This is a genomic window from Algoriphagus kandeliae (assembly GCF_004571135.1).
Taxonomy (GTDB): Bacteria; Bacteroidota; Bacteroidia; order Cytophagales; family Cyclobacteriaceae; genus Algoriphagus; species Algoriphagus kandeliae.
Genome location: NZ_SPSB01000003.1, coordinates 333,404 through 359,697 on the forward strand (window position 1 = coordinate 333,404; position 26,294 = coordinate 359,697).

Consider the following 26,294-nt stretch of genomic DNA (forward strand, 5'->3'; position numbering starts at 1 on the left):
ACCCATTGAATTTCCGGCCGAGATTATTTAAATTTTGAAAATCAACTCTTTAATCATGAAAAAATTTTTAACCGCCTTTGGCCTTGGCTTCATTCTTTTTGCTTGTAGTCCCAGCGCCGCTCCTCCTGTTTTGACAGAAATATCCACTCCGGGTTATCATCATGGCCGGGTGGTTTGGTACAATCTCGCATCCCCTAATCCTGAAGTCTCGAAAAATTTCTACGAGGAGGTTTTCGGATGGACTACCATTCCTTATGGAGATAAAAACCGGGAAATTTGGGTTTTCAAAAACGGAGATCAACCTGTAGGCTTAATGGCTAGGTATAACAGCGACAACAATTCCGGAGAATGGATCGGCTCAATCTCAACAGCAGACGTAGACGCTTCAGCTTCAGAAGCAAAATCTTTAGGAGCAAAAATTCTCAATAAACCCGTCGCAGTAGAAAATCAGGGAACAGTCGCTTTTATTCAAGATCCTCAGGGAGCGAATTTTTCACTGATAAATTTGGCGAAGGGTGATCCCGAACCAAAACTCGCCCAACATAATTCCTTTTTGGGAATGGAACTTTGGTCTAATGACACTCAAGCTTCTCATGATTTCTATACCGAAATCGCAGGCTATGAAACCGAGATGCGAAAAGAAGGAACAATCGATTATACGGTTTTCAAAATGGGCGATATGAACTGTGCTGGCATGCTGGCTAATCCTGCCGAAAACGTCCGAACGCACTGGCTTCCGTACATCCGGGTTGCCGATGTGCAGCAGAGTTTAGCAAAGGCGAAAGCAAGTGGTGCTACCGTTTTACTCGAACCAAATGCAGGTATCCGAAATGGGTCTGTGGCTATTATCCTTGACCCAACCGGTGCTCCTTTAGCCCTTCAAGTTTACAATCCTTAATTCGATCATCATGAAAAAGAAAATCATCACATTTATAGCAATCATCGGCATTTCCATGATTTTACCAGCCTGCTCCAATATGCATATGACTGGAGGAGTAGGATTAAACTTTAGCGGTGGTCCCTATGGCATGCGCGTCACTCCTTCTGTGAATGTCGGCATGTATGGAGGTGGGTATAGATGGTAAAATCAACCTCAGATTTCTAGTTTAAATAACAATAGTGAGCATTACTCTCTTCACAAGTAAGAATAATGCTCATATTTTTGATTGGGCATTTATTCTGTTGGACAATTCAAAACCCCTAAATATGAAAGCTACACTATTCGTGTTATCCATTTTTCTAGTGAGTTGTATGGGACTTCAGGCCCAGCAAATCAGTGTTTTTGATGAAACCGTCGTGATCAAGGACAATCTAGAACCTATCATTCCTCGACCTGAGCAGGAAAAAATCGCTGCTCAAAAACTTAAAGACCTTGAATCCAAAATTGGTAGAAAACCAAACATTCTAATTTTACTAGTCGACGACTTGGGTTGGGGCGATATTGGGGTCAATGGCGGTGGAATCGCAGTAGGCGCCCCTACTCCTAATGTAGACAAGCTTGCCCGGGAGGGAAAAAGATTAACATCCTTTTATTCAACTCCTACTTGTACTTCTTCCAGAGCCATGATGCTGACTGGAAGACAACCTATCCGAAGTGGACTTACCCGACCTTTACTCAGCGGGGATAAGGTAAAAACTAATCCTTGGGAGATAGAAGTAACTCAAGCAAAACTTTTGGCCAAGGCCGGGTACAAGTCCGCTTTAATTGGTAAATGGCATATCGGAGAAGCTGAAAATATGCTTCCTCATGAGGTAGGGTTTGACTACTTCTATGGCTTACCCGCTGTACAATCCGATTACACCCAATTTCTCGTAGAGAGACAATATTCAGATATGATCAACAACCCCGAGCTTCACGAAAAAGCATTTCAGCTTCAACCTGAGGGCTTAATTAGAGGTGTTAAAGGAGGTCCGCGAGAAGTAGCCTTTGAAATAACAAATCTGGATGAAGTTAGAGAGATTGATGAAAGGCTGAAAAATGAATCTATCAAATTTATCAATGAAAATGCAGGGAATAATCCTTTCTTCTTGGTTCATTCATTCACAGCCATTCATAATGACACCTACAGCGGAGCGGATTTCATAGGAAAAAGTCCGGCTGCAATGCCAGTAAAAGACGCCATTGTTGAAATGGATGCTTATGTGGGTGAAATCATGGATGCTCTGGAAAAAAGTGGTGAATTAGAAAACACCCTAGTCATTTTCACTTCTGACAATGGAGCCAACGAGGATGTATTTCCAGATTCCGGCTATCACCCTTGGAGAGGTGGAAAAGGCACTACATGGGAAGGCGGCGTCAGAGTTCCGGGAATCGCATACTGGAAAGGAATGATCGAGCCGGGACAAGAATCCAATGAACTAATGGATCTTTCTGATATCTATATGGTATCCCTTCGATTAGGAGGTGTTTTGGATCAACTTCCCGATAATTTATACTTCGACGGTATAGATCAGACGCCATTCTTACTAGCTGAAAATGGGCGTTCCCTTCGACAGGCCATATTCCTTTGGAATTCCACTGAATTTTGTGCAGTAAGATGGAGGGATTACAAAATTCATTTCCAAGTGTTTGAAACTAAAGAAACTCGAAGAAACATTGATGCATCTCTTTTGACAAGAATCGGAACCGCACCTTGGGTTTTCAATTTGAATGTAGATCCGAAAGAAATGGCAAGTGAGGGGCATCGTTATTTTGAATGGGGCTTACCCGCCATCATCGCTTTTCAAAAACGTCATATTGCTAGCATGCAAAAATATCCGAATACGGACTTAGGTTTGGATTTTTAAAAAACGAAACTCTATTTATTTAATTACTTTACTATGAATTCAAAATCAACCACTCGGCTTCTAATGGCATTGGTCGCATGTTTTTTTCATCTCCAAGCCATAGCCCAAGAAAAACCAAACATCCTAATTATTTTCCCCGATGATGTAGGATGGAGCAATGTAAGCGCCTATGGTCACGGATTGATGGGCTATACCACTCCAAATATTGACCGAATCGCAAAAGAAGGAATCATGTTTACCGAACATTATGCCCAACCTTCTTGCACTGCAGGTCGAGCTGCCTTAATTACTGGACAGTATCCTATTCGTAGCGGGATGACCACAGTAGGAAGACCCGGTGCCGAACTGGGTTTGAAAAAGGAATCTCCAACCCTAGCTGAAGTTCTAAAAGAACAAGGCTATGCCACAGGACAATTTGGTAAAAATCACTTGGGTGATCGAAACGAGCATCTCCCTACCGTCCATGGCTTTGATGAGTTTTTCGGAAATTTATACCATCTAAATACTCAGGAAGAATATCAGCAAGTTGATTACCCACAAGACCCTGAGTTCTTTAAAAAATATGGAACCCGAGGTGTACTTCATACCTGGGCTACGGATGAAGATGATCCAACCGTAGATCCTCGATTTGGAAGAGTTGGAAAACAGCGAATTGAAGACACAGGCCAACTTTCAAAAGAAAGAATGGAAACCGTAGATGAAGAGTTTATAGAGGCTTCCTTTGACTTTATGAAAAGGGCTCAGGAGAATGATAAGCCTTTCTTCGTCTGGCTGAACCCAAGTAGGATGCATATGTTTACCCATCTCAAACCAGAAAACAGATACCTAGCAGCTCCTTATACCACAGAACATGATTTTTATGGAAGTGGTATGATGGAACATGACATGCAGGTAGGAATGATTCTGGAAGAACTTGAGAAAATGGGTGTTCTTGAAAATACCATCGTTATCTATTCTACCGATAATGGCCCTGAACATAGTGCCCGAACACATGGAGGAACCACTCCATTTAGAGGCGAAAAAATGACAACCTACGAGGGCGGTGCTCGAGTACCTATGATGGTCATGTGGAAAGGTCATATCCCTGAAGGCAAAGTACTTAGAGGAATTCAATCTCACATGGATATTTTCACCACCCTTGCAGCTGCAGCAGGTGTACCGGATGTGGTAGAAAAAATGAAAAAAGAGCGCAAACAGTATATCGATGGAGTCAATAACCTGGATTACTGGCTAGGCAAAAGTGATGAAAGTGAGCGCAATAACTTTATTTACTATCACGAATCGGGTATTCGTGCAGTAAGGATCAATCAGTGGAAATTACACTTTGAAACAAGTGAAAATTACTACGCACCTTACCAGAAGCAGAAGTTTCCGATTATGTATAATATCCACTTTGATCCCTACGAGAGTTTTGATAACATCACTGATCGGTCAGATATTATTCAAAGAAAACAATTTATCAACGAGCCAATTCAGGAGCTACTCGGTGAGCACATTCAATCCCTTGTAGATTACCCTCCCGTACAAAAAGCCGCTACCTATGACTTCTCAGAATTGATGAAGCAGCTACAAGAGGGTAAACAATAAAAACCTTCATTATTGGAGGCTGTCTCAAATGTCACCTTTTTGTCAGACTGGGCGAAGTCGAAGTCTCTTGTTGATCAATTGGCATCGATTCGACACCGCTCAACATGACAAAGGACAAATATGAGACAGCCTCTTTTTTTTATAGACTTTTTGATTTCCCTTAGAGGTAGCCTTCTCAGCAGGTCTTTTAGGGTTCTTTAACCTCGGTCAAATAAGGCTCAGGAAACAATGCATCTCTGGACCCGTTACCATATACCATCACATAAAATCCTGAAAATGAAAAAACTACTTTTATTATTCTCGCTAACCCTCCTGACTTCTTATGGAGTTTTTGCCCAAACTGATTTTGAACTAGACACATCTCAAAGCATGCTCATGACCGGTAAGGGCCCCGGTCAAGACGCTACCATCAATCCTTTTGAAGATAAAGATTGCTATACCGTGGTTAAAAACACCGGAAAAAGAGAGTTTTATATTCGTGTTCAAAAGGAAGGAAAAATCATTGAGGAGCTTACTGTTTTGAAAAAGGAAACCAAAAAGGTAAAACTCTTGAAAGGCTACGAATTGTACTTGGATCCCAATCGAGATGGCAAGGCAAAAGCCAGAGTGAGTTATGAAAAACTTGATGAATAACTAGTCAAATTATTGAGGGTGTAGCTTACTGCTACACTTTTTTTTTGCTTAAGCCTAATTTTAAACCTGCTTTTCAAGCAATTAAAAAGGCAAAACATCGAATATAGGGCAAATGACGTATTTAGATTTTTTCATGGAGTAAATAGATTTACCGAATACTTAGTGCCTAAATAATACTAACGACATGAAAAATCTTTTAACCCTTATCACACTACTGGCAATGAGCTTTTCATTACAAGCTCAAGACAATGCCACCGCAAGAGGAGGCGTAACCTTCGCAAGTTTTAATGACTTTGATCCGAAAAAGGATTTCCATGCACCCTACGATAAACCAATCAAAAATTCCACTAAAGCAGGTTTGATAAAGGGCTCCATTCACTTTAAAGACATCACCAGTGGAGCTGTATTTTTAGGCAAAGGTCAACAAAGGGAAACTGTCACCGCATGGGCTGTGCTAGAAGGAGTCAGCGATCAGACACGCCAGGAAATCGCGGATGAATTTGCTGCTAGTTTTCAGGAAAAACTTGCTTCCATCGGTGGCTTGGAACTAACGGAAAGTTCGGCTTTCAAAAGCACCTCCGCTTATGCCAAAAACTCGGAAAAAGCCGACAAAACAGAAGACAATGGGAAACTAATCGGTCAAGTGAAAGTAAAAACGGCTGAAGATATGGCTTATAATCGCTTTGATTTTGTATTTACGCCAGGCCCTTACAGCAAAATTGCCAAGGAAAGCGGCAGCGATGTGTACTCTTACGACATTATTGTGGATTTTGCCCGATTCGACATAGATGCCACCCGATGGAAATCCGACGGCTATGGTCCTGGCTATGATTTTATCAACACCAAGACAAGTTCTAATGTCATGCCTCAGGTTTCGATCAAGCAGTCCAATTCTGCCGATAGAACCAAGTTGGTGAATACCAATTTTACCCTGATCAATGAGAAAAAGCAAATGGCGAATATCCTCCTGATGAAGAATCTCTTCTACAACGAAAACTACGCGACAGAGGTAGATGCCTATAAAGGAGCTTTTCCGGAGGAGATCAGCAAAGGACTCTCCCTAAATACCACAAATACAGGAACTTTTGTCATCAAAGCTGATGAAGCCAAATACAAAGAAGTGGTGCTAAAAGCCCTCGATGCCTACGCGGATTTAATCATTGAGCAGATCAAAGCAGTGAGATAAAATTCTCAATTCATCTTCCCAGCCCCGCCATTAATTTGTCGGGGCTTTTTTTATGCCTTTTTGGAATAGTGGACGGTGTAAAAACCTAATTCCTTATTGAGTTTTTAGCTTTGGTTTTTTATGTTTAATGACGATTTAGCTTTTGATTTTTAGTGAATAGTCAAAGCATTCTATGGAAAACTAGCTTGATCCCAAATCAAGAAGTAAATAAAATAATGGGTTTTATACAATTTCAACTTATGAAAACCTTGTACCTATGCGTAATGGCACTACTGATTATGGGGTGTTCCAACTCAACCCAAGAAGAACTCCAACTTGAAATTGATGAACTTCAGAAAAAGAATGAAGTACTAAATACGAGGGTAAGAGAGCTTGAGATGAATAATGAACTAATTCAAAAAGAGCTAACATATTGGTATGATGATTACGATGAAATATATTTCAAAAGCAAAGGCATAGAAAATCCAGTGGAATTTGTTGATTCATCCCTTCGAGCAGCTCCCGAACTAATTCCTCTTAAGGCAGTTCTTGGTGGTACAATGCATTTTAGTAAAATTCAGCTATTGTCAAAATGCTGGCTAATAGCAGATTATGAGGATGGCCATATACTGGGTAGGTCTCTTTACGAATTTGAACTTCAGGAAAATGGAAAGTTAAAATTCAAATTGATTCAATCTATCAAGGATTAATGACTAGTCCTTTAATAGGTTGGCATGACAGAAATTTCTGTCACCATTCACGCCTGCCTTTTAAGTAGGCAGGTCTCCACGGACGAATTTCAAAAAGTAATTGAATAAGTGGTGAGTGAAGACACTCACCCCAGCAAGAGAATCCTACTCTAGGCTAATAGGGCTACATTTCCATCTTGCTGGCACCAATTCACCATTTCCAATTCTAAGAACCTGCGCCAGCGCTGGGGGTAATAATTGCTTATAAACCAGGGGTTGAAACCCCTGGCTATTAATAATTTCGCTCCTACGGAGCTTTTTTGAAATAGATCCCCCAGAAAATAATGATTAGCCAACGTGTGCGGTGGCCGACGCAGCCCTGCCTGCAGCAGGCAGGAGCGGGGTGTGCGCGGGCCATGTGCGGGGAACCCCGATTTTTATCGGGGCAAATCTTGTCCCGATTTTTATCGGGATGGTCCTTTTGGATCAAGCCAAAAGGACAATGAAAAAATATTCGTTTCCATCTTGCTGGCACCAATTTCCCATTTCCAATCTAAAAATCCTGCGCCAGCGCTGGGGTTAATGATTGCTTATAAACCAGGGGTTGAAACCCCAGCCTGCCTGCCGGTAGGCAGGGCTATTAATAATTTCGCTCCTACGGAGCTTTTCCTGTAATGGATCATCTTTACCTTTTACAATTTACTGTTTACCTCTTACATCATCTGTTCCATATCAACGAAACTTTCCTTAAGCAAAAATTCCCCAAACCAATTATATTCGAAGCAAGTTAGTTGAGTATGGAACAGTTTATCTCCTATTTTGAAGAATTACCCGCCCTCTATAAGTTGATTTGGGTAGTAGCCTGTTTGGCTTTGGTTTGGATCTTGGAATTGGTCATTCCCCTCGTACAGCATCAGTACAATAAAATCAAGCATGACGGAATCAATCTGGTATTCCTTAGCATGTCCATGGTGATTAATGTGCTGGTTGGAGTGGCTACCGTGGGTGTTTTTTATTGGATCAGTACTTCCAAGGTAGGCTTGCTTCAGTGGGTAGAACTCCCCTTCTGGGCAGAACTCCTAATCGCCGTTATGGCCCTTGACTTTATCGCGCAGTATGTGGCGCATTACCTCTTGCATCGGGTTCGATGGATGTGGAAATTCCACTTGGTTCACCACAGTGACACGAAGGTGGATGCCACCACAGGTACTAGACACCATCCCGGGGATTATTTTATCCGAGAGCTCTTCTCCATTGGTACTGTGATTATTTTCGGGATTCCGCTAGCATTTTATGTCTTCTATCGAATCTGCACGGTATTCTTTACTTATGTGACCCACGCAAATATTGAATTACCAAAATGGATTGATAAGCCATTGAGCTTGGTCTTTATCACGCCTAATGTGCACAAGTTCCACCATCACTATGAGCGTCCTTGGACCGATACGAATTTTGGGAATATCTTCTCCATTTGGGACAGACTCTTTGGTACCTTCGTCTACGATGACACAAAGAAAATCCAATACGGAGTTGACGTCACCGACCCTTCAAAAGATGAGGACCTACGCTATCAGTTGGGCCTTCCATTGAATAAAAACATAAAAACAGATTAATTAACTTAACACAACTCTCTATCAAACTCCTCGGGAAAAATCTCGGGGAGTTTTTTTAGGACTTTTTGGTAAAAAATGATTTGATCGCTTTAGTAATCTTCTCCACTTCCTCCTCTTTTAGCCAAGGATTCAAAGGCAAGGAAAGTCCTTGATTGGCAAGAATTCGAGCATTCGAAAAATCTCCCTCCACAAAATACGGTTCCATATCAGGAATGATCTGCGGATAATGAATGGCTGTTCCTATTCCATGATCTGCCAAAAACTCCCTGAGCTCATTTCTCTTGTCAGATTTCACCACAAAAAGATGAGCATTCTGATTGGATTCCATCAGGCCTTGAGGCAATTCCAAGCCTTCTAAGTCCGACAATTCCTCCAAATAAATCTTGGCTAAGGATTTCCGTTTCTGCTGATGCTTTTCAAAATCCTCCAGCATCACGGTAAGAAATGCAGCCTGAAGTGTATCGATTCGGCTATTCCGTCCTACGAGCACATGCTCATCACGCTTAGGTTGGCCATGATTGCTAAGGAGGCGGATTTTTTCAGCTAACCTCTCATCTTGAGTCAGGCACATGCCCGCTTCTCCTAGAGCACCCAGATTTTTGGTGGGATAAAAACTCAGACAGCCCACCGAACCCCAAGTTCCGGCAGCTTTTCCATCCTGAAAAGCTCCAAAAGCTTGGGCAGCATCTTCGATCACTGAAATCCCTTTGAATTGAGCTTTTTCAGTCAATGTAGCCATATCCACCATTCTTCCATACAAATGAACAGGGATCACGGCTTTAGTTTTTGGGGTGATCGCCTCCACCCAATCCGATCGAAGGAGTCCATTTACATCTGTATCCCAGAATTTAGGTTTAGCTCCTACCATTCGAACAGCCTCAGCCGTACTTACCCAGGTCAAAGCCGGTACAATCACCTCATCCCCTTCTCCAATCTCCAAAGCCCGAAGGGCCAGTTCCAAGGCATCGGTTCCATTGGCACAGGGGATGGCATAAAGAGAATTGAGTTTTTGTTGGATAGTCTTCTCCAAAATCTGAACCTCCTCTCCACCGGAGAAAATGCCTTTTTCCAAGACTTGGGAAAACTTCGCCCGAAGTCTTTCCTGAAGATCTGAATCCATGCGACTGAGATCAAGAAATGGAATCTGCATCGAGAATCTGGGCTAAGTGTTCACAAATCGCTTTTCTTGAAAATTGGGAAATTTGATCGGAAGGCTGATTGATTGCTTCTTCATTTACCCATTTTCGCAATACTGCTCGAATTTGATCTCCATCTCCATGAGAGAGCACCTGCCCTGCTCCACTTTCTTTTAGAATTTGAGCAGAGTCTCCATTCGGATCTCCCAATGCCAATACAGGAACACCGGTTGACATGTATTCGAATAGCTTGCCCGGAATATTTCCCTGAGCGTTTTTGGTATCCGTCAAAATCAGAAGTAGCAAATCTGCTTTCGCATAAAAGCCAAAAACCTCCTGATGGGTGACATATCCAGGAAAATCAACTGCTTTGGAAAGCCAGGTATCCTTTGCCACAAAATCCCTTACCTGCTCACTTACCTTCCCTACAAAAGTCAGGAGGATATTATTGCTGGATTTTTCGAATTCGGCTTTTAAGGCTTCCAAAAATGGAATGGGATTACGTATCGAGTCGATTACTCCCGTGTAAACTATATGAAATTCCTCTGCAGATCTTTTCTTGGCCTGAAACCCTTCAGGAATATCATCGGGATCAAAACCATTGGTGATTAGGTCTATTTTCCGATTTCCGATTTTGGATAAATCCCGTTGGAAGGTAGATGAAATCGTCATGACTCGATCAGCCTTTTCCAAGACCTCCTGTTCCAATCGTTGATGCTTCTTTCTAACAGAAGAAGTCATAGGCAGTGTATCTAAAAACTCCCATTCCGACCAAGGGTCACGGAAATCTGCAACCCAATAAATTCCGGTTTTCTCCTTCAGTGCTTTCCCAATCAAATGTATGGAATGAGGCGGCCCTGTGGTGATAATAGCATCAAACTGACCTGACTTCACCAAGTCGAGTAAAAACTTCACGGAGGGCTTTACCCAAAAGACACGGGGATCGGGAACCATAAAATTAGCTCGAATCCAGACCGCAGCCTTTTCCAAAAGGCTCATTTCTTTTTGCTCCAAAATGCGGGCAGGATGGCTTTTCTTTTTCCCTCTCAATTTCCCCAATACCCCATAAGGCTCCCAAATCGGGAATTTGATAACCTTTAAATCAGGGCTTATTTCCTTCTCTAAGGAAGGATCTTGAATATCGAAATCAGGGTTTTCGGGAGTGAAAATCACGGGTTCCCAAGCGAATTCAGGCAGATACTTGGCAAACTTCAGCCAGCGCTGTACACCCGAACCTCCACTCGGTGGCCAATAATAGGTAATAATCAAAACCCGTTTTTTCATTCTTGTACAAAGTACTAGTTAGTGAGGAGAAAGTGCAAATGGGCGATTTAAAAATTGGAAGATTGGTTGATAGTGGTAAAGTTCGAAAGTGGGAAGGTTATCGGAAATTCTTCAATATTCATCATTCTACGTTCGACATTCATTATTTCTTCTCAAGTCAGGAAACCCTCCAAGGGTTTTTCATTGTCTAAAAAACGAGCTATAAAAATTCTGCTAATTATAGGAATACCAATCCCTTGGAGGGTTCTTAAATCGTAAATCGTCCATCGTAAATCAACAAATAAAAAAGGGAAAGTCTCCTTTCCCCTTTTCGTACTTCGTATTTCGTAATTCTCTTATTCTCCTTGAGCAAGTGAGTAGCCTCTTTGCCCATCAAAGGTATATAGGTGCTCGGTCTTGATAAAGTCAAAGCCCAAGTCCTGGATTTGCTTCAATAGATCTAATACGTGATCGTGAGAAATTACTTTTTGATCTGCAGTCTTAAATCGACATCTCCAGTGATCCGTACAGAAGGTTTCTTTCAAGCCTTCTGGGAATACTTTCACACCACGGTTGGTGATCAGGTGTAGTTGCAATCCATCAGCATTGGCTTTGCGCAAGCGCTCTCCGATGATATTTGGATCTCTACCATCCTCATCCCAGTCGATAAATACATCAACCCCTACCAATTCTTTTTTCTGCTTGGCTTTAGGCTTCAGTTTGATATTCATCGGTTCAGTCGCATCTTCTCCAAATACCGCTGGAGTCATTTTCTCAGGTTTTTGCCCCAATCGCTCAATCACTGCGTCAGCAAATTCCTTGGTGCTTGCCTTCTTGGAGGAAAGACCTTCCTGATAAATATCTCCAGTATGGATTCCATCTTCCAAAGTCTTCATCCAAGCGTTAGAGATTTTCTCTGCTACCTCAGGCTGTCCGATGTGCACCAACATCATAATAGCTCCATTCAATAAGCCAGACGGGTTGGCGATACCCATTCCAGCGATATCCGGTGCAGAACCGTGGATGGCTTCGAACATTGCTACTTCTTCACCCACGTTAGCAGAACCTCCGAGTCCTACAGAACCAGTCACCTGAGCAGCTACGTCGGAAATGATATCACCATAAAGGTTTAGAGTTACGACTACGTCGAAAGTTTCAGGACGGTCAGCAATCAAAGCTGTGCCGATATCGATGATTTTGTGATCCGCTTGAATCTCCGGGTATTCCTTCGCGATCTCATCAAATTTCTTGTGGAAAAGACCATCAGCCAACTTCATGATGTTGTCTTTGGTCAAACAGGTCACCTTCTTTCGACCATATTTTTTAGCATACTCGAAAGCATAGCGAATAATTTTTTCAGAACCTGGCTCAGAGATCAATTTCAAAGTCTGATATACTTCCTGAGTTTGTCTGTGCTCGATTCCTGCATACAAGTCCTCCTCATTTTCGCGAATGATTACCATATCCGTTTTTGGGAAGTTGGTTTTCACAAATGGAGAGAAGGCTTTGCAAGGTCTCACGTTTGCATAGAGACCGAAAGACTTTCGGGTGGTTACGTTTAGGGACTTAAATCCTCCACCTTGAGGAGTGGTGATAGGCGACTTCAAAAAGACTTTGGTTTCACGTAGAGAATCGATTGCCTTAGGTTCCATTCCGGAGGAAATTCCTTTGAGGTAAACCTTTTCGCCGATCTCAATTACATCATACTCTAGCTGCGCACCTGCGGCATCTAGAATGCGAAGCGTAGCTTCCATGATTTCAGGACCGATTCCATCCCCGTAGGCTACGGTAATCTTTCTTTTTGAAGACATATATTTTGAGGTTTAGTTTAAAATTTGATGGTGCAAAAGTAAGGAAAAAATACTGGAAGGACGCCCCAAAATCCTTAAATTGAATTAATGGATAACATTAGAATTTGTTTGAATCACAGGAAGGAAATTGTATTTTTCAAAGCATGAATTTGGGATTGAATACCCTAGACGTATATTTGCTTCGAACAGAAATTAATTCTTATGGACGGTTTTCGAAATATTCTGACTGAAGAAAAAGAAGGTGTACTCTACCTAACCATCAACCGAGAAGACAAAATGAACGCTTTGAATTTCGCCACTTTGGAGGAATTGAGAGAGATTTTTGACCGGGTGATGGAAGATAAATCCATCAAAGCCGTCATCATTACCGGGGCTGGAGAAAAGGCCTTCGTAGCCGGTGCAGATATCCGGGAAATTGCAGAATTGAATGAGGTAAATGCCCGAAAATTTGCTGAAAACGGTCAGGAAATATTTTCTGTTATCGAAAACTGCCAAAAGCCAGTTATCGCTGTCACCAATGGCTTTACCCTTGGAGGAGGTTGTGAATTAGCCATGGCTTGTCACATGCGAATCGCCACTTCTAATGCAAAATTTGGACAACCTGAAGTGAACCTGGGAATTATTCCGGGCTATGGAGGTACACAGCGACTGACCATCTTAGTGGGCCGTGGAAAAGCCAATGAACTCATGATGACCGGAGATATGATTGGTGCAGAGGAAGCTTTGAGTTTGGGATTGGTGAATCATGTCCTCCCTACCAAAGCAGAGGCGATGGCAAAAGCAGAAGAAATCATCCATAAAATCATGTCCAAGGCCCCTTTGGCCATCGGTATGATCGTAGATTGTGTGAATGCAGTTTATCTTTCTGAAGAAAACGGCTACCAAACTGAAGCTAATAGCTTTGCACGATGTGTGAAATCCGGAGATTACAAAGAAGGAACTTCAGCGTTTTTGGAAAAACGCAAACCGATCTTCAAGGGAGAATAAAGAGGTTCCCATTCCATGAGCAACCTCAAAAAACTTGCCGGCCAAACAGCCATTTATGGGCTCAGTAGTATCCTTGGCCGGTCCATCAATTTTTTACTGATCATTGTATACACGGCCTACCTCAGCAAAAATGCTCTGGGAGCTTTTACTGGGATTTATGCCCTGATCGGATTTTTGAATATCATCTTCACATATGGCATGGAAACCAGCTTTTTCCGCTTTGCCACAGGTAAAAACCTTTCTCCCCAGCGAGTTTACAACAACACCCAAAGTCTTCTAGTAACTTCCAGTCTTATCTTAGGTTCGGGTACTTTTCTACTTGCTCCTCTTTTGGCGGAGTGGATGAATTATCCCGGTCAGGAATATTTATTCCGTTGGGTGGCGCTGATTTTGACATTCGATGCGATTTTGGCCATCCCTTTCGCCAAGCTCCGGTTAGAAAATAAGGCGGTGACTTTCGCAATAGCCAAGCTCACCAATATCACCTTGAATGTTGGTTTCAACCTGATTCTGATCATCGGTTTCCCGATTTGGATTCAAAATGGAGTAATTCCAGAAAGCTTCCTGGGATATCGCTTGGATTGGGGCGTAGAATACATCCTCCTCGCCAACTTACTGGCAAATGGCCTCATTATTCCATTGGTTTGGTGGAAGGCAGGCTTCTTTTCCTTCAAGCTGGAAAAAAGCATCCTACAGCCCATGTGGCGCTATTCCCTCCCCTTGCTTTTTATGGGATTAGCCGGTGTTACCAATGAGCTCATTTCTCGACTCTTATTTGAATACGTACTTCCTGAAGGATTTTATCCGGGATTGGATAGCCGGGCAGCAGCTGGGGTTTTCGGAGCAAACTTTAAGTTGGCAATCTTGATGAACTTGGTGATTCAAGCATTCAAATATGCAGCGGAGCCCTTCTTTTTTAGAGAATCAGAGAATAAAAATTCACCCCAACTTTATGCAAGAGTGATGCATGCTTTCATCATTTTCTGTGCATTCCTGATGATTGCTATCTCGGTTAATCTGAATTGGTTGGGACCACTTTTCCTTCGAAGTGAAGGCTATGCCGAAGGACTTTATATCGTTCCGGTTTTGCTAATGGGTTACCTTTTATTGGGCGTTTATTTCAATCTGTCCATTTGGTTTAAAATCACCGATAAAACCCAATACAGTTTCTGGATCACCTTGATTGGAGCTATAGTAAGTATTGCGGTGGTGATCTTCCTTGTGCCGGTTTACGGTTTCATGGGAGCAGCTTTGAGTACCCTTGCCTGCTATTTGGTGATGTCCATTGTGTGCTTCTACTTTGGACAGCGATTTTATCCCATTCCCTATCAAACAGGAAAAGATATCTTCTACCTTTTTATTGCCTTTGGGCTAAGCTACTTGGGATTTTACTGGAACCTAGAAAATGAGATTTTGGGATTTTTCCTGAAAAACGCAGTACTGATTCCTTTCGTAGCTTTATTTTTCCTGCTGGAGAAAAAAGAAATCCAAGGTTATCTTTCTAAAAAGCGTTAAAAGCTGGGATGATTTACCCGGCAAAGCTGTTCTTTTGCAAAACAATTCCTTTCGCGAAAAGGCATTATGTTTGTGATTCAATCCAATAGAGTGAGAATAAACGTGACTTTAAAAAATATATTCCTCAGCCTCCTGATCCTGACCCTAGGAATCCTGACCGAGGCAAATGGACAAACCAAACTTTCGAAAAAGCAAAAGAAAATTCAGGCCAAGGAAGCACTAGCAGATCGGAATTTTATTGAAGGATCCAAGCAGCTCACTTTGGGGGATTACCAAAAGGCTTACGGTTACCTCCAAAATGCTTTGGAACTTAAGCCAGATGAACCAGCCATTCATTACAAGTTAGGGGAATTGTTTGCCCGAATTAATGAGCCTGAAAAAGCGCTTCCCTATGCAGAAAAGGCAGTGGCTTTGGAGCCCGACAACAAGTACTATGCATTGCTTGTTGCGGAGATTTACACTAATCTCAAACAGCCTCTGAAAGCTGCCGAAATCCTCGATCAACTTACAGCTGATGGAGAACATAATCAGCAATACAATCTCGATTTAGCTTCCATTTATTTGCAGGCAGGTGAGTTTGATAAAGCCTTGGTAGTACTCAACCGAGCAGAGGCTTATTTCGGAATTTTAGAACCCATCACCCAGCAAAAGCAACGAATCTATCTTCGCAAAAATCAATTGGATGAAGCGATACGCGAAGGGGAAAAACTAATAGAAAACAGACCCGGCAATCCCAACTATGTCCTGAGCTTGGTTGAAATCCTATACAATAACAACAGAATCGATCAGGCCATCGAATTAGTCAACCGGGAAATTGACAAATATCCTAATCAACCAGAACTTCAACTAGCGGCTTATACATTATTGAAATCCAAGGGCGAACAAGAGGAATCAAAAGTTTTTCTTTACCGAGCTTTTGCAAGTCCTGACTTGGATCCAGAATCAAAAGCGAGGGCCTTTAAGGGGATTTTAGAGGAGATTAAAACTCCCGAAAGAGAGCAATTATTGGATTCTCTGAGCACACTTATGTTGCAGGATGAAGTAGAAAATGCCGCCATTTTTGAAGTGCTTGGTGACCGGGATGCAAAAGAAAACAAGCAGGTAGAAAGTGTAGATTGGTACAAAAAATCCATCCAACTCAATCCCAAAAATCCACGGATTTTGGAGCAGGTAATTTTGAACTCATTTGGTGAAGGAGCTAATCTAGAAGAGTTGGAAAAATTTACTACGATTGGTGTCGATGAATTTCCTGAAAGCCCTGAGTTTTGGTTTTATGACGGAGTCGTCAAATCAGCCCTAAAGAAAGATAGTTCAGCAGTGAATTCCTTGAATGAAGCCATAAACTTGAACAAGAGTCAAAATAGGCAATTGGATCAAGTTGCCTTTGGCTCTTTAGGAAGTTCACTATACAATTTGGGAGAGAAAGATTCAGCTTTTCATTACTTCGAAAAGGCCTTGGAACTGAATCCAAATGATGAGCAGGTTTTGAATAATTACGCCTATTTTCTTTCCCTGGAAAAGCGGGATTTAGAAAAGGCAAAACAGATGGCTGAAAAAGTAGTGCGGAGATTTCCAGAGAATGGCACTTTTTTGGATACATACGCTTGGGTTCTATTTCAATTGGGAGAATACCAGGAAGCTTATCAGAATATGGAGAAAGCTTTCCAATATGAATCTGAACCCAGTGGTACACTTTTGGAGCATTTCGGAGACATCTTGTATCACATTGGCCGAAAAGCCGAAGCGTTAAGCTATTGGGAAAAAGCTGCTGAAAGTTCCGAAGCATCAGAAAAATTGCCTTTGAAGATAAGAGACAAAAAATACTATGAATAAATTTTTGGCTTACTTCCTCCTGTTGGTTGGTCTTATTTTTTTGAATGCCTGTGCAAAAAAGACCATTCCCTACAGTTCTAATTCCCGAATGGAGGGATTCAATCCGAGTTACCCTCAATACCAATATTTGACAGCGAGAGCTAAAGTGGTGATTGAAGAGGGATCTGGAAAAATAACACGGGGGACTTTAAATCTACGCTCGAAAAAAGACTCTGTGCTTTGGTTTTCCATCTCCCCCGGTTTGGGGATGGAAGCTGTAAGAGGTCTAATCACTCAGGAAAAAATCCAGATCAAAGATAGAATTGGAAATGAGGATGTGGATTTGACTTTTGAGGAGTTTAAAAATTATTACGGTTTGGACCTTTCCTTGGATCTATTTCAAAATATCCTGTGGGCAAACCCTCCTTTTGTTTTTGATTACAGCGACCGATTGGTCAAAGTGAAGACAAGTTATGAATTAACCCAAGTTCGGAATCAAGTTCGATACTTCAGTAAAATCGGAACAGAAAACGCCAAGGTCAATGAACTAGCCAGCAATTCACTGGATGACAGAGGTAGCTTGTTGGCCAGCTATGCGGATTATCAAGATGTGGAAGGACAGCCTTTTCCATCAGAGACCTTGTACCAGTTTGTCTATCAACTGGGAAAAGAAAAACAAAACACGATTGTTCACGTGGATTGGACTGGGATTACTTTACAGTCTGAATCATTAAATTTCCCCTTTAGGTTTTGAGAGTAACTAGATCAAAAAGGCTACTTGTATTTATTTTTCTCCTGAGCAGCTTTTGGAGTTATGATGCTTTTGCTCAAATCAGCAAAACCAGAGAAGAACTTGAGCGGCAAAAAGCGGAAATTCAAGCCAAGCTTCGGGAATTTGATGCCATTCTCCGACAGACCACAGCTACCAAAAAAGAGTCTATCGGATCATTAAATGCGGTAACCCGTCAGTTTCAGGCCCAAACCCGCCTAGTCAATACTTTGGACCGAGAGGTAAAAGTTCTTGATACCGAAATCAGGGAAACCGAAGCAAAAATCAACCAACTGGAAAGGGACTTGAAAGAACTCAAGGCCGAATACAGCCGAATGATTTACAATACCTCTAAGCTAAATCGAAATCTTTCCATTGTTGCCTTTGTATTCAGCTCGACTAATTTCAATCAGCTCTACATGCGATTGAAATACTTGAAGCAATATACGGACAGTAGAAAACAGCAAGCCGAGCAGATCGAAAAAGTCACCGCACAATTGGCAGAGGAACGAGTACAGTTAGATGCCAGAAAAGCTGATAAGGTTCAAATTCTAGCGGAAGCCCAAGAAGAACGGAAAAAGCTAGAGGCTCTTCGAAAAGAACAGCAGGTGATCGTCAATTCTTTAACCAAAAAAGAACGAACTATCAAAAGTCAAATCACTGCTACCAAAAAGCAACAGCAGCAGTTGGAGGCAATGATTCGGGCTGCAATTGAAGAAGAAATCCGATTAGCAGAAGCTGCAGCTGCCAAAGCAAACAGCACGGCTACGAAAAGACCGGATAGCAGCATGCCTATGACTCCTGAAGTTGCGGCTCTCTCAAGTTCTTTCGCAGGAAATCGTGGAAGATTGCCTTGGCCTGTAGAAACTGGATTTATCACACAAACTTACGGAGACCATCCTCACCCTACCCTTCGTGGAATTACCGTACCGAGTGATGGGATAAATATTCGTACTCAACCCAACTCGACGGTACGGACTGTTTTTGATGGAGTCGTTGCAAAAGTGGCATCCATGCCAGGCTATGGCGAAACAGTTTTGATCAAGCATGGAGAGTATTATACCTTATATAGTAAGCTATCCTCCACTTCTGTAAAAACTGGCCAAACTGTCAAATCAAAAGACGTAATTGGTAAAGTTGCTACCAATTCTGATGGAGAAGCAGAAATTCATTTTCAAACCTGGAAAGGCCTTCAAAAAATGGATCCTGCTTCGTGGATTTCGTCCAGATAGGTCAAAATTTCGTATATTCGGAAAAATATTCACAGAGTCGCAAAGCTCCTTTGTCCTTGCCAATGACAATACTATCTTTGTGACCTCATTTACCCTAAATTAATTACACTATGGCTACATTGGGTTTTCTTCAAAATATGGGCGGTGGCTCGATCATTCTGATCATCTTGGTCATCCTCCTATTGTTTGGTGCTAAAAGAATTCCGGAATTGGCTCGAGGCTTAGGCCGAGGCATCCGTGAGTTTAAAGATGCTACCAAAGACATTCAAAACGATCTCGAAGAGGGACTGAAAGACAAGAAAAAATAATCCCTAAAGCCTCTAAGCTTTGGAAAAATTTAGCTCATTCGAGGAAATTCAAAAATCCCTCGAAAACAGAGAAACTGATTGTCAATCAATCGTTCGTTACTATCTCTCCAATATTCAAACGAAGGCGCACCTAAACGCCTTCGTTGAAGTTTATGGACCATCCGCTCTTGCGCGAGCTGCATGGGTGGATGAAAAATTAGCTTCAGGAAAAGCCGGCAAACTTGCAGGCATGGTCATCGGAATCAAAGATGTGCTTTGCTATGCCGGTCACGAATCCAACGCCTCCTCTAAAATTCTTCAGGGCTACGAAGCCCAATTCACCACTACTGCCATCCAACGCCTTATCGACGAAGATGCGATCATCATCGGCCGATTGAATTGTGATGAATTTGGTATGGGAAGTTCTAATGAGAACTCAGCCCATGGAAAAGTATTGAATGCTTTGGATGAATCCCGTGTTCCCGGAGGTTCATCAGGAGGTTCTGCAGTAGCAGTCCAAGCAAATCTTTGCACAGTAGCTTTAGGAACAGATACAGGAGGTTCTGTCAGACAGCCTGCAGCATTTACGGGAGTGATCGGTTCAAAACCAACCTATTCGCGAGTTTCCCGATGGGGATTGATCGCCTATGCTTCTTCTTTTGATACCATAGGAGTTTTTTCAAGAACCATTCGGGATAATGCCTTGGTGATGGAAATTATGGCTGGTCATGATGAATTTGACAGCACATCTTCCAGAAAGCCGGTACTTCCCTACAGCCAACTTTTGCATTTTGAAAAAAGAGCGAAAGTCGCTTATCTCAAAGAAAGTATTGAATCCCCTATCCTTCAGCCTGAAATCAAGGCGAATACCTTGTCTGTTTTGGACAAACTCAAGGAAGAAGGACATATCGTCGAGGAAGTAGAATTTCCTTTACTTGAATACATTCTCCCCACCTATTACATCCTAACCACTGCCGAAGCAAGTAGCAACTTGTCCAGATTTGATGGAGTAAAGTATGGCTACCGAAGTCCAAATGCCCACAACCTGGAATCCATGTACAAAAAAACCAGAAGTGAGGGCTTTGGAGATGAAGTAAAAAGACGAATTATGCTGGGAACATTCGTCTTGAGTGCCAGTTATTATGATGCCTATTTCACAAAGGCTCAGAAGGTTAGAAGACTCATCAAAGATTTCACTGAAAATCTTTTGAATGATTTTGATTATATTATCATGCCAACTACGCCATCTACAGCGTTTAAGTTTGGAGAGCATAGTGAAGATCCGGTAGCCATGTATTTAGAGGATTTATTTACCGTACAAGCTTCCGTATCAGGAGTTCCTGCGATTTCCATTCCAAATGGTCAGGATAAAGAAGGAATGCCAATTGGCCTACAGGTAATGGCCAATTCCTTTAAGGAGGCAGAACTCTATGCTTTCAGCAATTATTTAGTAAACCTTATTTCAAAATAAAAGACCAATGAAAACAGCTTTGAGAAGAAAATTTCTATTCGTTTTTGTAGCGAGCAGCCTCTTTTTTTCCAAAGCCTTTTCACAGGAGACCCAATTGGTTGCTCCCGAGCTTTTTTCAGAAGATGAGGTGCAGCCCAATTACCATTATGAATACATCCCCGACTTTACTTATGATCAGGTAAGAGAGCGGGTTGAAAAAATGGACACTGAAATGTCCTTCGAATTGAATGATCGTATTTTTTCATTCATCCAATACTTTACCGTTCGAAATAGAGATTACACCAAAATGATCCTTGCGAGAAAGGATCTGTTTTTCCCATTATTCGAAAGCACTCTCGAAGAGCATGAGATGCCGGATGACATTAAATACCTGGCTATCATCGAATCCGGATTGGATCCCCAAATTCGCTCTCGAGTTGGTGCCATGGGTTTGTGGCAATTTATGCCTGCAACCGGCAGAATGTATGGAATGAATGTGAATTGGGATGTAGATGACCGTATGGATCCCGAACAATCTACCGAAGCGGCGGCTAAATATCTGAAGTCACTTTACCGCATGTTTGGAGACTGGGAATTGGCTTTGGCTGCTTACAATTGTGGACCGGGAAATGTAAGAAAGGCCATCCGTAGATCCGGTGGAAAGAAGAAGTTCTGGGAGATCTACAATTACCTCCCAAGAGAGACAAGAGGATATGTACCACAATTCCAAGCTATGATGTACATTCTACATCATTTGGATGAACACAATCTTCATTTGGAAGATCCCACCTATCGATTTGCAACCGAAAAAATCAGATTCGAACGAGCCTTATCTTTTGAAAAACTTTCAGAACTAACCAACCTCTGCATCAGCGATCTGGAAAAATTAAACCCTTCCGTCAAGCGAAGAAAAATTCCAGAAACCAACAAGAGCATGGCATTGAATATCCCGAAAGGAAAGGCTGATTTCATCAATGAAAATCTCGCTTGGATTACTGATTCCTTGGGAAATGCTCCCCTACCGCTCACTGCTAGCAACAAGCTCATTCTTCGAAATGAGTCTGATATCGAAAAAGAAATCCAACGGAACACCATTACCTACCGAGTACAAAGCGGAGATAATCTTGGAAAAATTGCCCAAAATCATCGGGTAACAGTTTCACAATTAAAAGAATGGAATAGCTTAAGTTCTAATTTGATTCGAGTGGGACAGCGGCTTACCATCCATGCGCCAATCGGTAGCAGTTCGAATAGAAGTATTGCACAAGTTCAAACCAATTCTAGTGGACAGAAAACCTACATTGTCCAACCGGGCGATTCACTTTGGATTATTTCCAGAAGATTTGAAGGATTGACTGTGGAACAATTGAAGCGATTGAACAATTTGAACTCCACACAAATTAAGCCTGGTCAACGACTCATTATCGGGTAAATCACCTTTGCTTCCCGAAGGCTTGGAGCAGAATTCTGTTAATTTTTTTTAACAAAAGCCAAAAGTCCTTACAGGAATGAATTTTCCTTCCTGTAAAGTATTTATTTTACTTTCAGCCAAACACACAAACCAAACAACTGAATGAAATTCCTTTCCAGAATCAGTCTTTTCATCCTTGCTGTAGCAATTCTCGCTTCTTGCGATTCCAACGGTTCCCTATCTGAAAGTACAAAACCGAGAGCAAGGGGCTCCATTGGAGAAATTATCTTGGTGATTGACTCTGCCAAATATGCTGGACCAGTGGGCGATGCATTGCGGGATATTTTTGAATCAGACCTACCGGGAATGATTCGCTCTGAAAGCAAGTTTAAAGTCAATACAGTAGACCCAAGAGCCATGACCCGAATGCTCAAGATGTCTACCAATCTCATTTACGTGACCACTTTTGATGATAAAGGTGGTGCCAGCCAAGTGATCAATGCGCAATTTTCCAAGGAATCCAAAGAAAAGGCTCTGAATGACCCAAGTATCTATTCACTTCGAGTAGAAGATGAATACGCCATCGGCCAGGAAGTTTTGTATTTATTTGGAAATACAGAAGAGCAATTGGTAGACAACCTGAAGAAAAATGGGCCGAGAATTCAGAACCTTTTCGAGGTAAGGGAAAGAGGAAGATTAGAAAAAATATTGCTTGCCCGGAAAAATACCGCAGCCAATGCCGAAGCTGAAAAAAACATTGGGATTCAAATAAATGTACCAGCTTCATATCAGATTGCTAAATCTGTCCCGGGATTTCTTTGGCTTCGACAACCCACTCCATCAGGAAATAGGGCTGATATCAGCCTCTTTTTTCATGTAGAAGATTACGTGTCCGAAGAGCAGACTTTTCCTGAGAACATACTGGCTCTCAGGGACTCTATCACGAAGCAACATATTTTTGGAGACCCTGAAGTTCCAAGTTCTTATGTGGTAACAGAAAAACAAATCCCTCCAGCTTTCCGAAACATGGTTATAAATGATAATTTTACAACCGAAATCAGGGCTTCCTGGAGGACCAACAACGTCACCATGGGTGGAACCTATTTAGGTTACCTTATGGTGGATGAGCAAAAAGGAAAACTTTATTACATCGAAGGATTTGTTTATTACCCTAATGAAGTTCATCGGGATGCCCTTCGGGAAATCGAGACCATTTTGCTTAATACCGACGTTAGCTGGGTTCCTGACCAAGGAAGCTAAACCCAACTTAACGTAGCTTTTATGGCCATTAAAATTCGAAAAGAAGACGCCCTCAATTATCACACTCAGGGGTCGCCTGGTAAAATCGAAGTCATTCCTTCCAAACCCCTATCCAGTCAAATGGATTTGGCATTGGCTTATTCTCCCGGTGTGGCAGAGCCCTGCAAGGAGATTGAAGCCGATCAGGAAAACGTGTACAAATACACCGCAAAGGGGAACCTTGTAGCTGTAATTTCTAATGGTACTGCGGTACTTGGACTGGGAGATATCGGTCCGGAAGCTTCCAAGCCGGTAATGGAAGGAAAAGGTGTACTTTTCAAGAAGTTTGCAGGTATTGATGTTTTTGACATCGAAATCAACGAAAAAGACCCAAAGAAACTTATTGATATCATCAAATCCCTCGAACCTACTTTTGGGGGAGTGAATCTGGAGGACATCAAAGCCCCAGAATGTTTTGAAATCGAGCAGACACTGAAGCGGGAAATGAAAATCCCGGTCATGCACGATGATCAGCATGGTACTGCAATCATTTCCGGAGCTGCCCTTCTCAATGCCCTCGAACTAGTCGAGAAGGATATTACCCAAATCAAACTAGTGGTAAATGGTGCTGGAGCTTCTGCAGTTTCCTGTACTAGATTTTATATGTCTCTTGGCGTTAAGCGAGAGAATATTGTCATGTGTGACAAAGAGGGTGTGATTCGAAACGATCGTGAGCATTTGGATTCTATTAAGGCAGAATTTGCGACTGATCGAGATATTCATACACTCACTGAAGCTTTATCAGGAGCGGATGTATTCTTAGGTCTTTCTGCCGGCAACGTAGTCTCACAGGAGCAAATCAAAGAGATGGCTCCAAATCCAATTGTTTTTGCCTTAGCTAATCCAGATCCAGAAATCGCTTATGACCTTGCTATTGCAGCCCGGGAAGATTTGATCATGGCTACAGGGCGTTCGGATCATCCTAATCAGGTAAATAACGTATTGGGATTCCCATACATCTTCAGAGGAGCATTAGATGTACGTGCTACAGCAATCAATGAAGAAATGAAATTAGCGGCTGCCAAAGCAATCGCCAAACTCGCAAAAGAGCCCGTTCCGGATATCGTAACCAAGGCTTATGGGGAGAGTAATTTAGGATTTGGTAGATTCTACTTGATTCCAAAACCATTAGATCCAAGATTGATTACCACCATTGCACCTGCTGTGGCAAAGGCTGCTATTGACTCAGGAGTAGCACGTAGAACTATTTCCGATTGGGATTCTTATGAATTAGAACTCCAAGAGAGAATTGGTATTGATCAGAGATTAATGTCCGTGGTAATAGCCCGAGCCAAGAAAGATCCGAAGCGAGTGGTATTTGCGGAAGCTGACAATAGAAAAATTCTCAAAGCTGCTCAAATCCTTAAGGATGAAAAAATTGCTCATCCAATCCTTTTGGGTAACAAAGAGAAAATTCTTTCCCTCATTGAAGAAAGTTCCTTGGATTTAGAGCATGTTACCATCATTGATCCACAAGAAGAAACCCAAATGTTGGATCAGTTTGCAAAAATCCTTTTCGAAAAACGAAAAAGAAAAGGCATGACTCCAGTAGATGCTTCTAGATTGGTGATGCAGCGAAATTATTTTGGAGCCATGATGGTGGAAACTGGACAGGCAGATGCCTTCATCTCTGGTTTGACAAGAGACTATCCAAAGACCATACTTCCTACACTTCATACAATTGGCGTGAAGCCAGGAGCAAAAAGAGTGGCCGGTATGTACATTATGAATACCGATAAAGGCCCATTCTTCTTCGCAGACACCACGGTTAACTTGAATCCAAGTGCAGAAGAACTGGTAGACATTATCGGGCTGACTGCTGACGCGGTTAAATTCTTCAATGTGGAGCCGAGAGTGGCTATGCTTTCTTACTCCAACTTTGGATCTGCGAAAGGAGATATCCCTGCGAAAATGGCTAAAGCCACTGCCTTGGCAAAGGAAAAATATCCGGGCTTGATCATCGAGGGAGAAATGCAAGCGAATGTTGCATTGAATGATGAAATTCAGCGGGAAGTGTATCCATTCTCTGAATTGATCAATAAGAAAGCAAATACCTTGATTTTCCCTGATTTGGCATCAGGAAACATCGCTTACAAGTTGCTCTCCGAAATCGGAAATTCAGAAGCAATCGGTCCGATTCTCTTGGGAATGAACAAGCCGGTACACATTCTTCAACTGGGAAGTTCTATCCGAGAAATTGTGAATATGGTAGCAATCGCTGTTGTTGACGCTCAAACAGCTTCTTCATGATTGCCTACCTACAGGGAAAATTAGCCTTCAAAGACCCTACTTACGTCATCATTGATGTGGGAGGGGTTGGATATGAGGTGAAAATTTCCCTTCAAACCTACAGCAAAATCAAGGATGAGGAGTCGATTCGACTCCTCACCTACCTCCATATTAAAGAAGATGCGCACACGCTTTACGGATTTAAGGAGGAAAACGAAAAACGACTTTTTTTACTTCTTATAAGCATCAATGGAGTAGGTCCAAATACCGGTTTGATGATCCTTTCTTCTCTTAGCGCTACAGAAATCGAAGAAGCAATTTTAGGTGGGGATGTAAATACAATAAAGCAGGTAAAAGGTATAGGCCTGAAGACGGCTCAGCGTGTTATTTTAGAATTGAAAGACAAGATAGGAAAATCAGGATCTGCTGAAAGTACCACACCACTTGGATTCTTAAAATCAAGCAATAAAATACGAGAGGAGGCGTTAAAAGCCTTAATTACCTTAGGTTTTCCAAAGTCCGCCGCAGAAAAGAATATTGACTCAGTACTCAAAAAAACCAAGGGAGAAATTTCTTTAGAAGATTTAATTAAAGCATCTTTAAAGACATCATAATTTAA

23 protein-coding genes are annotated in these 26,294 nt (G+C 42.0%); 20 read left to right on the forward strand and 3 right to left on the reverse strand.

The features are described 5' to 3' along the window. The first annotated feature begins 55 nt into the window (after window positions 1-55). From E4S40_RS10090 to E4S40_RS10120, 8 genes are all read left to right on the forward strand, one after another. Window positions 56-898 carry a VOC family protein gene (locus E4S40_RS10090; protein ID WP_135073630.1) on the forward strand — a complete coding sequence of 281 codons (843 nt, stop codon included), beginning with the start codon at window positions 56-58 and terminating at the stop codon, window positions 896-898. Between the two features lie 10 nt (window positions 899-908). Further along, window positions 909-1,085 carry a hypothetical protein gene (locus tag E4S40_RS17090; RefSeq protein ID WP_161971792.1) on the forward strand — a complete coding sequence of 59 codons (177 nt, stop codon included), beginning with the start codon at window positions 909-911 and terminating at the stop codon, window positions 1,083-1,085. Window positions 1,086-1,206: 121 nt separating this feature from the next. Continuing rightward, on the forward strand, window positions 1,207-2,787 hold the full coding sequence (locus tag E4S40_RS10095) for a sulfatase-like hydrolase/transferase (RefSeq protein ID WP_135073632.1): 1,581 nt from the start codon (window positions 1,207-1,209) through the stop codon (window positions 2,785-2,787). Window positions 2,788-2,820: 33 nt separating this feature from the next. Further along, window positions 2,821-4,374: an arylsulfatase gene (locus tag E4S40_RS10100; RefSeq protein WP_202615359.1), complete on the forward strand. Its 1,554-nt coding sequence runs from the start codon at window positions 2,821-2,823 to the stop codon at window positions 4,372-4,374. Between the two features lie 276 nt (window positions 4,375-4,650). Further along, window positions 4,651-5,007 (forward strand): hypothetical protein, encoded by a 357-nt coding sequence (locus E4S40_RS10105; protein ID WP_135073634.1) that lies wholly within the window; start codon window positions 4,651-4,653, stop codon window positions 5,005-5,007. 184 nt (window positions 5,008-5,191) lie between these two features. Further along, entirely contained in the window at window positions 5,192-6,193 is a 1,002-nt protein-coding gene (locus tag E4S40_RS10110) for a hypothetical protein (protein ID WP_135073636.1), read from the forward strand. 239 nt (window positions 6,194-6,432) lie between these two features. Further along, window positions 6,433-6,882, forward strand: a complete 450-nt coding sequence (locus E4S40_RS10115) for a hypothetical protein (RefSeq protein ID WP_135073638.1) — start codon at window positions 6,433-6,435, stop codon at window positions 6,880-6,882. Between the two features lie 776 nt (window positions 6,883-7,658). Beyond that, window positions 7,659-8,474, forward strand: coding sequence for a sterol desaturase family protein (locus E4S40_RS10120; protein ID WP_135073640.1), 816 nt, complete (start codon window positions 7,659-7,661; stop codon window positions 8,472-8,474). A gap of 55 nt (window positions 8,475-8,529) precedes the next feature. On the opposite strand, the gene E4S40_RS10125 is transcribed toward E4S40_RS10120, so the two are convergent. Both E4S40_RS10125 and E4S40_RS10130 read right to left on the reverse strand, forming a co-directional pair. Beyond that, window positions 8,530-9,594 (reverse strand): DegT/DnrJ/EryC1/StrS family aminotransferase, encoded by a 1,065-nt coding sequence (locus E4S40_RS10125; protein WP_237563171.1) that lies wholly within the window; start codon window positions 9,592-9,594, stop codon window positions 8,530-8,532. A 10-nt stretch (window positions 9,595-9,604) separates the two neighbouring features. After that, a complete protein-coding gene (locus E4S40_RS10130; protein ID WP_135073644.1) occupies window positions 9,605-10,894 on the reverse strand; it encodes a glycosyltransferase family 4 protein in 1,290 nt (429 codons plus the stop codon). A gap of 2 nt (window positions 10,895-10,896) precedes the next feature. Between E4S40_RS10130 and E4S40_RS10135 the strand changes: the two genes are divergently transcribed. After that, on the forward strand, window positions 10,897-11,085 hold the full coding sequence (locus tag E4S40_RS10135) for a hypothetical protein (protein ID WP_135073646.1): 189 nt from the start codon (window positions 10,897-10,899) through the stop codon (window positions 11,083-11,085). A 144-nt stretch (window positions 11,086-11,229) separates the two neighbouring features. Here the strand turns inward: E4S40_RS10135 and E4S40_RS10140 are convergent, their stop codons facing one another. Next, window positions 11,230-12,684, reverse strand: coding sequence for an NADP-dependent isocitrate dehydrogenase (locus tag E4S40_RS10140; protein ID WP_135073648.1), 1,455 nt, complete (start codon window positions 12,682-12,684; stop codon window positions 11,230-11,232). A 201-nt stretch (window positions 12,685-12,885) separates the two neighbouring features. Here E4S40_RS10140 and E4S40_RS10145 point away from each other — a divergent pair, with 201 nt between their 5' ends. The 11 genes from E4S40_RS10145 to ruvA all read left to right on the forward strand — a co-directional run bounded on the left by E4S40_RS10145 (window position 12,886) and on the right by ruvA (window position 26,289). After that, a complete protein-coding gene (locus tag E4S40_RS10145) occupies window positions 12,886-13,671 on the forward strand; it encodes an enoyl-CoA hydratase/isomerase family protein (RefSeq protein ID WP_135073650.1) in 786 nt (261 codons plus the stop codon). Window positions 13,672-13,686: 15 nt separating this feature from the next. After that, a complete protein-coding gene (locus E4S40_RS10150) occupies window positions 13,687-15,186 on the forward strand; it encodes a lipopolysaccharide biosynthesis protein (RefSeq protein ID WP_135073651.1) in 1,500 nt (499 codons plus the stop codon). A 102-nt stretch (window positions 15,187-15,288) separates the two neighbouring features. Then, a complete protein-coding gene (locus E4S40_RS10155) occupies window positions 15,289-17,019 on the forward strand; it encodes a tetratricopeptide repeat protein (RefSeq protein WP_237563172.1) in 1,731 nt (576 codons plus the stop codon). Next, window positions 17,012-17,752 carry a DUF4292 domain-containing protein gene (locus E4S40_RS10160; RefSeq protein WP_135073655.1) on the forward strand — a complete coding sequence of 247 codons (741 nt, stop codon included), beginning with the start codon at window positions 17,012-17,014 and terminating at the stop codon, window positions 17,750-17,752. The genes E4S40_RS10155 and E4S40_RS10160 overlap by 8 nt, the downstream gene beginning before the upstream one ends. Further along, window positions 17,749-18,999, forward strand: coding sequence for a murein hydrolase activator EnvC family protein (locus E4S40_RS10165; RefSeq protein WP_135073657.1), 1,251 nt, complete (start codon window positions 17,749-17,751; stop codon window positions 18,997-18,999). Before E4S40_RS10160 ends, E4S40_RS10165 begins: the two co-directional genes overlap by 4 nt. A 110-nt stretch (window positions 19,000-19,109) precedes the next feature. Continuing rightward, window positions 19,110-19,307 carry a twin-arginine translocase TatA/TatE family subunit gene (gene tatA / locus E4S40_RS10170; protein WP_135073659.1) on the forward strand — a complete coding sequence of 66 codons (198 nt, stop codon included), beginning with the start codon at window positions 19,110-19,112 and terminating at the stop codon, window positions 19,305-19,307. A 19-nt stretch (window positions 19,308-19,326) separates the two neighbouring features. After that, window positions 19,327-20,757, forward strand: coding sequence for an Asp-tRNA(Asn)/Glu-tRNA(Gln) amidotransferase subunit GatA (gene gatA, locus E4S40_RS10175; RefSeq protein WP_135073661.1), 1,431 nt, complete (start codon window positions 19,327-19,329; stop codon window positions 20,755-20,757). Between the two features lie 7 nt (window positions 20,758-20,764). Continuing rightward, complete coding sequence (locus E4S40_RS10180) at window positions 20,765-22,168, forward strand: lytic transglycosylase domain-containing protein (protein WP_135073663.1); 1,404 nt, start codon at window positions 20,765-20,767, stop codon at window positions 22,166-22,168. A 141-nt stretch (window positions 22,169-22,309) separates the two neighbouring features. Continuing rightward, window positions 22,310-23,407, forward strand: coding sequence for a DUF4837 family protein (locus tag E4S40_RS10185; protein ID WP_135073665.1), 1,098 nt, complete (start codon window positions 22,310-22,312; stop codon window positions 23,405-23,407). 21 nt (window positions 23,408-23,428) lie between these two features. Then, on the forward strand, window positions 23,429-25,696 hold the full coding sequence (locus tag E4S40_RS10190; RefSeq protein WP_135073667.1) for an NADP-dependent malic enzyme: 2,268 nt from the start codon (window positions 23,429-23,431) through the stop codon (window positions 25,694-25,696). Beyond that, window positions 25,693-26,289: a Holliday junction branch migration protein RuvA gene (gene ruvA, locus E4S40_RS10195; RefSeq protein ID WP_135073669.1), complete on the forward strand. Its 597-nt coding sequence runs from the start codon at window positions 25,693-25,695 to the stop codon at window positions 26,287-26,289. The genes E4S40_RS10190 and ruvA overlap by 4 nt, the downstream gene beginning before the upstream one ends. The last annotated feature ends 5 nt before the right edge of the window (window positions 26,290-26,294 follow it).

What these genes read in the sequence shown, in the direction of transcription:
- E4S40_RS10100 (WP_202615359.1), top strand. Translation starts at nt 2,821, where the DNA reads ATGAATTCAAAATCAACCACTCGGCTTCTAATGGCATTGGTCGCATGT.
- E4S40_RS10095 (WP_135073632.1), top strand. Translation starts at nt 1,207, where the DNA reads ATGAAAGCTACACTATTCGTGTTATCCATTTTTCTAGTGAGTTGTATG.
- E4S40_RS10090 (WP_135073630.1), top strand. Translation starts at nt 56, where the DNA reads ATGAAAAAATTTTTAACCGCCTTTGGCCTTGGCTTCATTCTTTTTGCT.
- E4S40_RS10140 (WP_135073648.1), bottom strand. Translation starts at nt 12,684, where the DNA reads ATGTCTTCAAAAAGAAAGATTACCGTAGCCTACGGGGATGGAATCGGT.
- E4S40_RS10115 (WP_135073638.1), top strand. Translation starts at nt 6,433, where the DNA reads ATGAAAACCTTGTACCTATGCGTAATGGCACTACTGATTATGGGGTGT.
- ruvA (WP_135073669.1), top strand. Translation starts at nt 25,693, where the DNA reads ATGATTGCCTACCTACAGGGAAAATTAGCCTTCAAAGACCCTACTTAC.
- E4S40_RS10145 (WP_135073650.1), top strand. Translation starts at nt 12,886, where the DNA reads ATGGACGGTTTTCGAAATATTCTGACTGAAGAAAAAGAAGGTGTACTC.
- E4S40_RS10120 (WP_135073640.1), top strand. Translation starts at nt 7,659, where the DNA reads ATGGAACAGTTTATCTCCTATTTTGAAGAATTACCCGCCCTCTATAAG.
- E4S40_RS10190 (WP_135073667.1), top strand. Translation starts at nt 23,429, where the DNA reads ATGGCCATTAAAATTCGAAAAGAAGACGCCCTCAATTATCACACTCAG.
- E4S40_RS10105 (WP_135073634.1), top strand. Translation starts at nt 4,651, where the DNA reads ATGAAAAAACTACTTTTATTATTCTCGCTAACCCTCCTGACTTCTTAT.
- E4S40_RS10150 (WP_135073651.1), top strand. Translation starts at nt 13,687, where the DNA reads ATGAGCAACCTCAAAAAACTTGCCGGCCAAACAGCCATTTATGGGCTC.
- E4S40_RS17090 (WP_161971792.1), top strand. Translation starts at nt 909, where the DNA reads ATGAAAAAGAAAATCATCACATTTATAGCAATCATCGGCATTTCCATG.
- E4S40_RS10125 (WP_237563171.1), bottom strand. Translation starts at nt 9,594, where the DNA reads ATGGATTCAGATCTTCAGGAAAGACTTCGGGCGAAGTTTTCCCAAGTC.
- E4S40_RS10180 (WP_135073663.1), top strand. Translation starts at nt 20,765, where the DNA reads ATGAAAACAGCTTTGAGAAGAAAATTTCTATTCGTTTTTGTAGCGAGC.
- E4S40_RS10110 (WP_135073636.1), top strand. Translation starts at nt 5,192, where the DNA reads ATGAAAAATCTTTTAACCCTTATCACACTACTGGCAATGAGCTTTTCA.
- tatA (WP_135073659.1), top strand. Translation starts at nt 19,110, where the DNA reads ATGGCTACATTGGGTTTTCTTCAAAATATGGGCGGTGGCTCGATCATT.
- E4S40_RS10185 (WP_135073665.1), top strand. Translation starts at nt 22,310, where the DNA reads ATGAAATTCCTTTCCAGAATCAGTCTTTTCATCCTTGCTGTAGCAATT.
- E4S40_RS10160 (WP_135073655.1), top strand. Translation starts at nt 17,012, where the DNA reads ATGAATAAATTTTTGGCTTACTTCCTCCTGTTGGTTGGTCTTATTTTT.
- E4S40_RS10130 (WP_135073644.1), bottom strand. Translation starts at nt 10,894, where the DNA reads ATGAAAAAACGGGTTTTGATTATTACCTATTATTGGCCACCGAGTGGA.